The sequence below is a fragment of the Pseudoalteromonas rubra genome, from assembly GCF_005887115.1.
Taxonomy (GTDB): domain Bacteria; phylum Pseudomonadota; class Gammaproteobacteria; order Enterobacterales; family Alteromonadaceae; genus Pseudoalteromonas; species Pseudoalteromonas rubra_F.
Genome location: NZ_PNCJ01000008.1, coordinates 90570 through 103439, shown reverse-complemented (window position 1 = coordinate 103439; position 12870 = coordinate 90570). Strand labels below are relative to the sequence as shown.

At 48.9% G+C, this 12870-nt stretch carries 8 protein-coding genes; 4 read left to right on the top strand and 4 right to left on the bottom strand.

The features are described from left to right. Nucleotides 1-4 precede the first annotated feature (4 nt). Nucleotides 5-1180, top strand: coding sequence for an MFS transporter (locus CWB98_RS05435; RefSeq protein WP_138543923.1), 1176 nt, complete (start codon nt 5-7; stop codon nt 1178-1180). On the opposite strand, the gene CWB98_RS05430 is transcribed toward CWB98_RS05435, so the two are convergent. The 4 genes from CWB98_RS05430 to srmB all read right to left on the bottom strand — a co-directional run bounded on the left by CWB98_RS05430 (nt 1152) and on the right by srmB (nt 6439). Next, nucleotides 1152-1952: a hypothetical protein gene (locus CWB98_RS05430; protein ID WP_138543922.1), complete on the bottom strand. Its 801-nt coding sequence runs from the start codon at nt 1950-1952 to the stop codon at nt 1152-1154. The genes CWB98_RS05435 and CWB98_RS05430 overlap by 29 nt on opposite strands. Nucleotides 1953-2021: 69 nt before the next feature. Next, nucleotides 2022-4007 (bottom strand): flavohemoglobin expression-modulating QEGLA motif protein, encoded by a 1986-nt coding sequence (locus CWB98_RS05425; protein WP_171045591.1) that lies wholly within the window; start codon nt 4005-4007, stop codon nt 2022-2024. After that, nucleotides 3991-5037, bottom strand: coding sequence for a glutathione synthase (gene gshB / locus CWB98_RS05420; RefSeq protein ID WP_138543921.1), 1047 nt, complete (start codon nt 5035-5037; stop codon nt 3991-3993). The genes CWB98_RS05425 and gshB overlap by 17 nt, the downstream gene beginning before the upstream one ends. A 169-nt stretch (nt 5038-5206) precedes the next feature. Beyond that, nucleotides 5207-6439: an ATP-dependent RNA helicase SrmB gene (gene srmB / locus CWB98_RS05415; RefSeq protein ID WP_054014621.1), complete on the bottom strand. Its 1233-nt coding sequence runs from the start codon at nt 6437-6439 to the stop codon at nt 5207-5209. A gap of 67 nt (nt 6440-6506) precedes the next feature. On the opposite strand from srmB, the gene CWB98_RS05410 reads away from it, so the two are divergent. The 3 genes from CWB98_RS05410 to CWB98_RS05400 all read left to right on the top strand — a co-directional run bounded on the left by CWB98_RS05410 (nt 6507) and on the right by CWB98_RS05400 (nt 12386). Beyond that, nucleotides 6507-7205, top strand: coding sequence for a tRNA1(Val) (adenine(37)-N6)-methyltransferase (locus tag CWB98_RS05410; protein ID WP_138543920.1), 699 nt, complete (start codon nt 6507-6509; stop codon nt 7203-7205). Between the two features lie 134 nt (nt 7206-7339). Then, nucleotides 7340-7864: a hypothetical protein gene (locus CWB98_RS05405; protein ID WP_138543919.1), complete on the top strand. Its 525-nt coding sequence runs from the start codon at nt 7340-7342 to the stop codon at nt 7862-7864. Nucleotides 7865-8330: 466 nt separating this feature from the next. Then, on the top strand, nt 8331-12386 hold the full coding sequence (locus CWB98_RS05400) for a carboxypeptidase-like regulatory domain-containing protein (RefSeq protein WP_138543918.1): 4056 nt from the start codon (nt 8331-8333) through the stop codon (nt 12384-12386). The last annotated feature ends 484 nt before the right edge of the window (nt 12387-12870 follow it).

Sequence of the window (12870 nt, the reverse complement as noted above, 5' to 3'; positions counted from 1 at the left end):
CTCATTGAATAAAAATGTTTTGCTGCTGGCCTGCTGTCAGGGCCTGATCACCACTGGAAATATTCTGCTGGTGACTATCTCTGCGCTGGTAGGGCAGCTGCTCAGTCCGTCAGCGGCGCTGACCACTTTGCCTGTGGCTATGCAGATGGCAGGGCTGTTGATGGCGACGATTCCGGCCTCGCTGATCATGGCTAAAACCGGTCGCAGACTGGGCTTCTCACTGGGTAATCTGGTCGGTATCAGCGGCACCTTACTGGGTGTCTGGGCGCTCAGAGAAAGTGATTTTGCGCTGTTTTGTGTGGCGACCACTTTAATCGGTATCGGTATTGGTTTTGCCACCTTGTATCGATTTGCGGCCATAGAGGCCAGTGACAAGCCCGCTACGGCCATCTCGACCATTATGGCCAGTGGTGTGGTGGCAGCGATTTTGGGACCGAACCTGGCCGTCTGGGTCAATGAGGTGTATCCGGCGCTTAATTATGCCAACTCTTTTGTTGCGCTCAGCGGCTTGTATGTTGTCGCCTTACTGCTGTTACAGGGCGTACGCTTTACGGAAGTGGATCCACATACCACTGATGCACCCGCCCGGACCCTGAAAGAGATCGTGGCACAGAAGCAGTTTCAGCTGGCGGTGCTGGTGGCCATGATCAGCTATTCCGTGATGAACTTTCTGATGACAGCAACGCCGCTGGCCATGCATCGCCATGGATTTGATCTGGCGGACTCCGCGCTGGTCATTGAATGGCATGTGCTGGGTATGTTCCTGCCGTCGTTTTTCACCGGTAAGCTGATTGAGCGCTTTGGGGCACGCGTCATGATCCTGTTGGGTTGTGTGCTGTATCTGGCTAGCGCTGGTATTAACCTGCTGGGCGTGAGCCACTGGCATTTTTTACTGGCCTTATTTGCCCTTGGCGTGGGCTGGAATTTTATGTTCATCAGTGCAACGCAATTGGTGAGTCAGACGTATGCGCCGCAGGAGCGTGCCAAGGCACAAGCCTGCAATGAGTTTCTGGTCTTCAGCATGGTGGTGGCATCTTCGCTGAGCGCTGGATTTCTGGAAGCCACGGTGGGCTGGCAGACGCTCAATCTGTGGAGTATGCCAGTGGTGGTGATCGCCTTAATAGCCACCGTTGTGCTGTCCAGAGGCAGTGTTACACCTGCACGTTTACCGGCAGGCTAAGGTAGGCAAGCACTACTTCATCGCGAAACAGGATGTCCAGGTGTTTGTCCTCCTTGCGGTAGTGCTGGCACATAGCCTGGGCACTGCGTGTTTGCGTTTTTAACAGCTGGCTGGGCATATCAACACCGGCTGCGGCGCTGTGCCATTTGTCGGTGAGTGCCGGTGGCGGTGCAGGCAAAGTCGGCAGCACCCGCTCGACCAGCTCAAAGGCACTGTCGCGTGCCAGTAGCAGCATGTCGTCGTTGGCGGCGGCAAACCAGCTGACTCCGGTATGGCTCACACACACCAAAGGCAAAAATGGCGCCAGTGCTGGGAAAATCTCATTACGATAGACGTCGACTTCCCAGTAGCTGCGAGCGATTTTAACGAACTGCTCAAAGCTGGTAATGGCACCAAACCCAGATTCTGCGAGTAAGCGGATCTCGACCCGGGGTTTATTGGGATTGACGGTATCATTGGCTGCATCCAGGTACCAGGGGCCGGCCACCAGCGCATTCTGAAAATACTCATCGCGCAGCGAGCCCCATACTGGCTCGAGCGTCAGGCCGCTGTCTAGCAGTGCCTTGAGCGGTTGTAGTGGCGCCGCAACGGGGTCTTTTGCCAGCTCTGCTTTGAGCAGCTCCTGGATAGCATTGCGGACTTCTTTGCAGCGCCCGAGCGGATAAGGTTTGCCCGCAAAGGTGGGATACTTTTGTGCCAGTGCGGGGTCAATCTTCAGGCGTAAATGAGCCAGATACACTTCCAGAGCGGTGACTTGTTGTGCTGTGAGCATCGGGGTTCCTGCATCAGTGAGTACTGTATGCAGTGTAACCCCGTGTCTGACAAGATAAAAGCCGTTGGCTTATTTTATACAGCTGATCAGATAGCTGAGAATAGCATCCGGGTGATCCGGATCGCGGCTATAATCCGGCAGGTAGGCCGGTTTATCCAGTAACTGACGTTCAACCAGCATGTCAATGGCATCCAGCTGTGCCAGCCCGGTTTTGCCCAGATAAAGATTATCCAGCGAACGTTGCTGCGACAGCTTCACCACGTCTCTGAAGCCTTTCAGATAGAGATGGTCTTTGGTAAACCCGCCACCGCGAAACACCCGGGTCGTCAGGCCAAATGCCTCGGCGCTGCCCAGATAACTGGTATCACGCAAAAACTCATACACCTGATAAAACTGCTCACCTTTGACCATTTTATCTACCGCCAGCACCCTCAGCGCCAGAGTTTTCAGGCGCATCAGGTTGATATTCCCTGACTGGAACTCACGGAAAATCGCTAGGCCTTCCTGGGTATAAGTATTGCCCGGCAGCCCCAGGCGCAGCAGATGTAGCGGCTGTTGCTCGGCATTGAGCGTCGTGAGCAGGTGCACACCAATTTCATGCTCAATCAGCGCCCGCACATCCAGTTCAGAGAACATCGCCGTGCTGTTGACTAGCAGGGTTTTCTTGCCATTATCCACCATGGCTTTGGCCACCAGCTTAGTCGACAGGCTCACCTTACAGGGCAGCTGCATCTGTGCAATGGCCTGCTCAAAGCGGCCCAGCGCCTGCTCGGCATTAATGGTTTTAGGGGCCGCCGGCTGTGGCTCAGTGGCATGAATGATAAAGCGCGCGTTGGCGATGTCATCGACACTCGGTTCACCATAGTAACGCAGCGAGTTATACAAGAACTGCTCTTTGCCGACCTGAGTGATCACATCAATTTTGGTGGCAAAGTTATCAATCAGCTTGCGATAAATGTCTTTGATCAGCGGATCGCCGATATCCGCCACGGGCAAGCGATAGAGCTGCTCTTTAAATTCATAGGGATCCATGCGCAGCGGGCGGTACTTAAACTGGGGTCGATAATGGCTTTTGTTAAAGAAGCGACGCTTTTCCTGAGCAATGTTCGTCGGGTTGACATAATGCAGGGTGTCCAGGTTACGGGCCAGCTTATACAACGCCAGATCGACCGCCTTGATGGCCGGGTCAATGTGTTGCTGAACATGGTTAAACTGCACCATGGCTTTGGAGCAATAGCGTTTAATAAAAAACCGCGCGGTCTGAGTCAGGGCAATATGCAGATTGCGCTTGAGCTTTTCGAACACCAGCGGGTAGAGCTCCCCGGTCAGTTCATCCATAAAGAACTTACGCACTTCCAGCGGCAGGATCAGGGTGTTTTTGTATGTTTTGGTTACAAACGTGGCCTGGTAGCCGTCACCCTGAAACACGCTGTTCTCGGCAAAGCTCAGCGGCGCGCCCTGAAACTTCTTGCGGCACAGCTGTTGCCTGAGGGTATTAAATACCGGACGCCAGCGCAGCGCATCAAGCTGAGCAGTGCCGAGGTTAAAGTCGGGCGCAAAGTCGTACTGGCGAACCTGCCAGTTGTAGCTGTGAATATCGAACACCAGACAGGCTCCGAATTTTTTCTCCAGTGTATCCAGTACCAGCTTAAGCACCTGATAGTAGGCCGCATGTTTAGACAGACTGAGATCGCGCTCGGTGCCATCGGGCTGCTGTTGCCAGACTTCTTTGCCCCACGCCTGAGTATAAATGGCCTGCTGCGGGGCACGGTTGAGGTCGTACTCGTAACGGGAGTCTCGGGCTATCAACACAATCGGCATGGCATCAATCAGTTCGCCGGTGTGGGGATCTTCCTCTTCAAAACGGGCCTGCTCACTCAGCGCCATATTGCCGTGCAAGGAGGTTCGCAAGCGGCTCCCGGCATGGACGGCTGTTGCTACATAAGGCACATATTCGCGGATGTGCAAATACACGGCACCGCCGGCCACTTCCCCTTCAAAGGGTTGCTGGGCGGCAAGGGCCGCGACCAGCGCTTGTTCAGACTGCATGGGCATCTTCAATTACCTGACGAAATGCATTTTTACGATGGTTTACCAGCTCTTTGGCATGCACCACACTTTCAACAAAGTCGATCACTTGTACCTGCAAGCGGGTGCGGTTCAGACGGTTGATGCGAGAGATCCCGCCCGGACTGAGTACATTCACTTCAATCAACTTGCCACCAATCACATCAATACCCACAAAGTACAGGCCATCGCGTACCAGTTTAGGGCCTATGTGTTTACACAGTGCCTGCTCCTGCGCGGATAGTTTATGCTTAACCACTTTGCCACCGGCATGCACATTGGCACGCACCTCATTGCTGGCGGGAATGCGTTTCATCGCCCCGATGGGCTCGCCATTGAGCATCAGGATCCGCACATCGCCCTCTGCGGCACCGGGCACATACTCCTGTAAAATCACATAATTGCTGCCTTTGCCAGACTCATCGCCACCAATATAAAACTCCAGCAGGGAGCTGAAGCTCTGCTTAGCGCTTTTTTCCAGCACAATGACCCCGCGACCACCATAGCCATCGAGCGGCTTGAGGATCATTTTGTCGCAGCTGGACTCAGCGAAGATCCGCTCCAGGTACTCTTTGTTTTTTGACACATGGGTGGCCGGAATAAACTCACTGGCGGTGCCCTGGAAGGACGCGGTGTACAGCTTATTGTTAGCAATACGCAACCCGTCGATGTCGTTTACGATAAAGGTATCGTCGCGCACAGAATCAAGAAAGTTCATGGCCAGGGTATCGAGCGGAGGATTGGCGCGCATAAAAATCACATCAAAACCGGCCAGCGGCAACTGAGTACGTTTAAACTGGGCTTTGTTGTAAAAACTGACGAAGTTGTCGGAGACTTTGTCCTGCTTAATAAACACATCGCAAAACGCGCTGGCAACGCTGTCGCGGATGGTCAGGGCATTGACTGTGGTAATGGCAACAATGTGATTGCGCGACACCGCTTCGTGGATCAGGCGCAGGGTACTGTCGTTCTCGGCGTCAACCCGCTCCCACGGGTACATAATAAAACAAATTTTCACTGTCGGAATAGATCACTTAATCAGGCTTATTTTTGGCGACTATAACGACAAAAGCAGAGCTTAGCTCGCGAGTTATTTTTATCGTCAGGATAAAAAATAAGGGGAGTAATAAGGGCAGGAAGGAAAAATGCAGGACGCCGGGCGGCGTCCTGATGTGGCTCAGAACAGGCTACTTTTTCTTTTTCGCTTTGACTTTGGCGGCCTTTTTCTTGGCTTTGATTTTTGCCGGATCTTTTTTCTTTTTCGGCAGCTTAGCTTCTTTGTGTTTTGGCTCCAGACCTTCAATCACGCGGCGTTTTAGTTTCTGCTCTGTGTAGCGTTCAACCTTACCGAGGATCTCGGCATCATGGGCCTCAACCAGTGAAATGGCAGTGCCTTTTTTACCGGCACGACCGGTACGACCAATACGATGCACGTAAATGTCGGCAGTACGCGGCATATCAAAGTTAATTACATGGCTGATATCCGCAACGTCGATACCACGCGCCGCCACATCGGTGGCGATCAGAATGCGGGTGCGACCACTGTGGAAGCTGGCCATGGCGGCCATACGCTTGTCCTGCGGCATTTCACCACGCAGCCAGGTGGTTTTGATGTCCTGGGTATACAACTCGCCAACCAGTTTTTCGAGACGCTCACGGGTCTTTACAAACACAATGGCCTTAGTGACGTCTTCACTTTGCAGCAGGTTAGCCAGCATCGCCAGTTTATGCTCGTAATCATCAGCCAGGTGGATCCACTGATGAATTTTGCCTTTTTCTTTACGCGATGATTCGGCTTCAAGCAGCGCCGGATCTTTTAAGATACGCTCGGCAAACAGCTCAACACTGTCGCCTTCCAGTGTCGCTGAAAACAGGAAACACTGACGGCGATTCTTTGCTTCGTTGCAGATCTTGAGCATTTCTTTTTTAAAGCCCAGATCCAGCATGCGGTCGGCTTCATCGAGGATCAACAGCTCAACGTTATCGGCGTGGAAGTTCTCGGTTTCGAGGTATTCCATCAAACGCCCCGGTGTGGCGATCAGAATATCGTTGTTTTTTTCGAAGATCTCTTTGTGACTGCCGTAGTTGATCCCCCCGGTCACCACGCCGATTTTCAGGTGTGTGCCCGCCGCCAGGGCTTCGCATTGCTCAAATACCTGATAGGCCAGCTCGCGGGTCGGTGTCATGATCAGCACTCGGGCAAACCCAGGGTCGCGACGCGGGAAATCCATCAAATACTGAATTGCCGGGATCAGGAATGCGGCTGTTTTACCTGTGCCGGTTGGCGCGGAAGCAAGGATATCGCGGCCCATCAGGGCCTCCGGAATGGCCAGCTGTTGAATGCTGGTGGCTTGCTCAAAGCCCATTTTTTTTATGGCAGTCAGTAGCGTGCCGTCGAGATCGAATTCAGTAAATTGCATAGTGCATCACAAATAAAGGACAATAGCGGAATTATACTTGGCAATCCGGGTTTCTCAAAGGAGCAAAATGGCAGGCTTTGCATTTAAGCAATTTTCGGTGGCACAATCACGCAGTGCAATGAAGGTGTCGACCGACGGGGTGTTATTCGGCGCCTGGGTAGATGTGGCGCGCGCGCAGCGCATGCTCGACATTGGCGCTGGCACGGGGTTACTGAGTTTGATGTGCAAACAGCGCGCTCCATCGCTCATTATTGATGCGGTTGAAATTGATGCACAGGCATGCCTGGATGCCAAAGACAATATTCACGCCAGCCCCTGGAAAGATATTTGTGTACACCAGACTCCCATCCAGACTTTCGTTTCGGGCCAGCCTTATGATTTGGTGATCAGCAATCCGCCGTACTTTAACCACAGCTTAAAAGGGCCGGATGTCGCTCGTAACACTGCACGCCATACCGACAGCCTGAGTTTTGTGCAACTTATAGAGGGGTTTATGCGCCACAGTCATGCACAAGGTCGGCTGGCGGTGATTTTGCCAGCTCAGGAAGGGGGTGAGTTTACTGCATTGGCTGAACACCGAGGTCTATTTCTGGCACGACGTTGTACTGTGTCCATGACGCCCGACAAGCCTGTCAGCAGGTTAATGCTGGAATTTCACCGTAACGAAACCACACAGGATCTGCAAAGCCTGTGTGTCAGAAATAAAATGGGGGAGTATAGCGAGGCGTTTGTTGATCTGTGTCGTGATTTCTATCTAAAAATGTGACCCAAAAGGGCGGCGTAATGGGCACTCATGCGGTAATCTTATGTAATACCTAAGGTGTTTTAAAAGCGCTACACTCGCAAATAGCCAAATAAGACTAAACTGGGTCAATGCATGCCCAGTGCAAGGAGCCGATAATGGACCAAGATACCCAAATCATCTGTGACTTTCTGAGTGACATTAATTTGCCCCATGCGCTTTGCCCTGTTGAGGGGGAGATGTTTTTGCCGGGACTACAAATCGTGTATGGCGTACTGCATATAGACGTTGATAAGCTGGTTTGTCCGGGAGACATACTCCATGAAGCGGGCCATATCGCGGTGTGTGAGCCGATATTCAGGCCACAGCTACACAAAGATGTTTACAAAAACGGGCTCAAAAATGGGCGTGAAAAACAAGCGATGGACGGTGAAGAAATGGCGGCAACCGCCTGGTCTGTTGCGGCAATTTGGCATCTTGGCTTACCAATTGATCTGGTATTTCCGGAGAATAGTTATCAGGGCATGAATCAGGCTCTGAAGGAAAGTTTCCAAAACGGTGGTGTGTTTGGCGATCCGCTGCTGACAGCTTGGGATATGACCTGTCCGGAGAAGGGATTTCCTAAGATGACGAGTTGGATGAGAGAAATACGCTGGGTAACAGAGTTGCCTGCATCAGCCTAAACCCTTTTTTAAAACCCTCATGGTGGGGACATGCTTAGACTCTGTAGGTAAATAGCATAAAGTATTTTCTAACCTGGTACCCGCAGTAATTAGTTAGCGGGTATTGTTGTACAAGTAGAAAGGTTGGTGACCTTATTTAAGAGAATAAGTACAGTATTTTGTTGTTAGATTGAAGAGCAAGTTAAGCACTGATTTATTGCTACGCCCCATCCGGTAATCCATCGGCCGAACAAGCACTTGGTTTTTAAACAATCAGCTGCACTTTTTAACGGGTTGGCGGTGTTGGTTTCACTTATGTAAACATGTAGGCATTCTGAGTTTTATTTAGATTTATATAAACATATTCCTAAGCAAGCCATTATAATGTTATTGCTGGTTTAAGTTGCTGATTTAGCACCTAGCTAAGAGTGATATTACTGGCAATAATTATTAAGCACATGGATTTACGATTAAAGGAGAATATGTTTTGTGCAAGCTCAGAAATAATATACTGGGGCTGGGGTTGTTGTTCCTAGCTTCCGGCTGCATATGGGAAAGTAATGAAGAGGCATTATCTTCAGGTAAGGCCAATGATCAACAACTAGTCGACAATGATCAGGGTGACTCAACACCGAGTGTTCCTGAGTCTGATAAACCTGGGAATCAAGCTCCCGTAGTTGAAGTCAGTGGACCGGCTCAGGCGAAGGAGCGTGAACTTGTCATCATATCTGCTGTGGTAAGTGATGAGGAAGAGCATGCCGTTCAGTATCATTGGGAATCTGACTCTGAATTGCTGTTAGAGATCGATGGAAAAGATGCCTCAGAGTTAAGGGTTGTATCTCCAGATATCAACCAAGATATCACCGCTACCTTCACTGTGACCGTAACAGATGAGCTAGGTGCGACCAGCCAGGCTCAGCATTCCGTAACTTTTGCTCGGCAAGAGCTGCTTCTGAATATCCGAGGGCAAGTAACCGATCAGCCCATTGCTAATGCTCAACTTACAGCGACTGTCGGTGATGAGCTATTTAGTACTCAAGCCGATGCGCAAGGTCACTACGAGTTAAGACTTAACGCAGATGAGACCGCCGGTCAGGCATTAGTCAGGCTAAGTGCGAAAGGTGTTGATGCGCATGATAAAGTTGAATTCGTTTCTCAACTTAGCGCCCTGAGCGCTTTGATTGATCTCGCTGGAGATGATGCGATCTTGGAGCCTAGCGAGCTATCTGGTGTGAATGTAACTAATGTAACGACTGCTGAGTTTGCACAGTTGCAGGCGATGGAGGGGGCGTTTGATTCCGCAGAGCATTTAGCTACTGCCAGGCGGAATATTGATACAAGTAAAAAATATGATCAGGCGATCATGTTAAAGGTACTTGTTGATCATGACATGTCTTTGTTGCCTGAGGGCATAAACTCAACGCTTGAATTGGTCAAAAACACAGCGATAAGCGAGCAATTATTTAAGGTGTTGCAGGTATCACATACCAATGTAGTCGAGCAGGTTAGATCAAGTCTTTTTGCAGACCCTATTTTAATGGGGGGAAGTCTGCAACCATTGTTGGGTGAGTATTATCTTTCATCTTCGGAAGTGTTCGATGGCTTACTTATAAAACTGTACTTCAATGAAGATGGCTCTGGTGTGCTTTCTGCCCATCATGAGACACCTTTTAATTGGCATCTGTCTGGCCATACTGTTGAGTTTACATTTGATACCTTACCCATCCTCAGTGAATCTGAACATGGCAATAATACACTGACCGCACTGGCAATGACTCTGTTGAATGAACAAGCGTTACACACAGAAGTCGCTGTCAACCTGAGCTACACACTGGGCGCCAGCACATCTCAGGAAGTCAAGCATATGCATTCAGGTACCTACAGTAAATTGATTGCTGAAGATGCGTTTGTGGAAATCTCTGAGCAATTGTTATTGGGTAACTGGTATATCCAGCAGTTTGGTTTTGCCAATGAGATAGGGCAGTTACAAGAGTTTGATTTTATGGAAAATGGCCGGGCTATCGAGGTTTCAACTGCCACAATCTGGCAGTGGTCTCTCGTAAACAATGAACTGGTCATGAGCAATGATGGTGGGGCAATCGTACGGTTACGTCTATTGCAACACTCTGAGCTTGGACTGAAGTTTGTTGCGGCTGGTACATTTAATGCCAAATCGGAGATACTAAATCAGACCTTGTTTATAAAATCACAGGATGTGAGTTTCACTGATATAGAACCTGCCGGGCAGTGGCTAGAATTGTACAAGTCGTATAAACATAGCCAGCTCTCGCTGTTTACCGATCAGAGCGTAGTTCAGGGTCTTGCAAAACCAAAGCGGTGGTCTGTATCAGATGGCAAAGTGATTATTGAACAATATCGCTGGTTCAAGTCACCCGTCACATATTGTGATGTGACTCATATTGCTTGTGACTCCATCATACAGAACGAATATGAATTACTGTCGGTCATAGAGGACAAACTGATTGTACGTAGTGCAATTTTTTCCTCTGCAGAGCCTCAGTATACATTGAATGTATTTGCTCTAAGTCAGCTACCAGCTTCCGCAGCGATTGATATTTTTGACCTGGAAGCAGGAGTTGAGTTATTTAGCTCAGAGCCAGGTAGCCCTGTTGTGTTTAAGAGCTGGTATGACTGCACTGACGGTGACACCTGCCACTTGTTGGTAGAGCATGCCGGACATATCTACTTAGCCCAAAGACAGGGTGAAGTAATTGTATTGACAGACAAACAGAGCGGCATGAAGTCAATATTACAAGTTACCCCAGTTTCCTCAACTGAATTTGATGTGTGCATTCGTTTGCCTGGTTCAGCCTGCAATGATAGCAATACTCAAAGCTACTTCTCTGTTGGCAATATCATTGACTTTAACATCAACATTGAAGGTCACGGGAAGGTCATCGCACATTCTGAAATACTGACGCTTGGTAGTGCTTTTACCCTGAGTATTGAGCCGGATACTGGTTACCTTGTTTCACAGGTAAGTGGTTGCGATGGTGAGTATAATGCTCAGTTACAGTCGTATTCTGTTATGACTCCATCACATTTGTGCGTGATCGAGGCCAAATTCATTAAGGACAATGGATATATTAGTCGCTTTAGGTTGTTAAGTAATGAATATTATGCACCCAGATATTTTGACTTTGAGTTCTTGGCATCAGGCAAAGGATCTTTGAAATCGAAAAATATAGAAATCAGCGAATTTAACTGGGAGCAGGTGAACGAGCGGGATATGGTAGTAAGCTTTGAGGAGGCGCACTATGTGGGAGATAGACCGTATCTTGGCGATGAACAAGGGATCTCATATGAGCACTTTTATATCAGAAAATTAGAGCTCAAACCCGATGAAACCGGTAACGTCGGTGTTACCTGGCATATGGAGGTGAATCGTGAAGAGGGTCCGCCTGGCCATATACCCGTTGAATACCTCTACAGAACGTTCACCAGAGAAGAGCTTTTGCAAGACGTAAGAAAAATCAAGCCTTTGGGTATTGATGAGCCTATTGGTCGCTGGGCATTGGTACAAGGTGGAGAAGGAAACTTTTTAACTGATCATGTTATGGAAGATGTGGTTAACCAAAACCACGGGCTATGGCTCGATGCCTATGAGCTAAATTTGTTTGCTGACGGTACTGGTGTCTTGCACCCATGGGGTATTAGGTATCCGATTACGACCTTTCAGTGGCAACAAAATGAAGGGGGAATTTATGTTTCGGAAAATTCGGCAATGGCCTTTGAGTTCCAATTGGATATTGTTGAAGCGATAGATGGCGGTCTAAGATACAGCTTGAGCGAAACACACCCAAAAGGAAGCACCCTTTTTGCCAGTACTGGATTTATGGTGAAGCAGCAAGCGGATATTATACCTATCGAGCAATATACCGGTGTATGGCACTCTCTTAGTGGTCCAGAAAAGCTTCCGGTGGAAGGCAATCTTATTTACCCCAGTGGTGCGATGAACAGTGTGGTGAAGTCTTCGTATACGCATGCATCGCTGGCGCCGGGAGAAGTGATTCAGGAGAGGTATGTGAGAGGGAATACCTCGAAGGGAGATCCTAGTTGTAGCGCTGAGCAAAGTGATTGCGTCTTAAAAAAAGCAAGGAGACATGAACTCATCGCTTCAGTACCAGGTAAACTCTACAGTATCCAAACATGGCGTTATGCTAGTTCCAGCGATTTCAAGTATCCAACTCTACGTATAATAGAGCATCAGGTTGATATAAAAGACCTTAAACGTTTCGAGCCGTATGTATTACGTTCTATGGAGCTATATGAGCATGTTGAAGGAGGAGAGACTCGCCGCTGGAGTACATATTGGGATGATAATGGATATTGGATTAATCTGCCAGAAGGTCACAGAAGCATAGAGTTGAATGAACATGGACAGATAGAATATCAAACGAATATGGGTGTGAAATATTTTATCGAACTGGTATCTGCCAGTGAAGAAGGGTTATTGGTATGTCATTTTCCACAAGGTCAAAGCTGTGACGCAACGACAGAAAAATTCTTGAGCTACTACTAGCTCAAATTTTTCAGCCAGGTACCCGAAGCCAGTCACGTTTTGACTGGCTTTTTTATGTGCTGAGTTCGCAGCTTTGTATTTTAACGGTTGCTTAAACAGGACGTACTTTAGTTGTTTTATGACGGTAACAACCTGTTTTACTAGAGACAAGCACGGCATCTTGTTTTTGGCTTCATGGAACACAGGAAGTCAGACTTTCGGACCCAACATAACGAGTAGGATACGACAAAGGCTAAGCAGCCAGGACGGCTTTGCCAGTAAAATATCTGTTCTCGGCCATTAGCACTCACTGATTTAAAAAATTTAATTTACAGATAAACGTGTCAGGAAGAGCGCTCTTGCGATTTTATCCTTAGGTATAAAAATGAGCCTGTTTCTTTTGCTAACATGGGGTGATGCCTCAGCGATAGCTACACATGAGCAGTGTCATCACTGAGGCTAATTCGCCTAAAGCTTAGTTACTTATTTATACAGATTTGTTTAG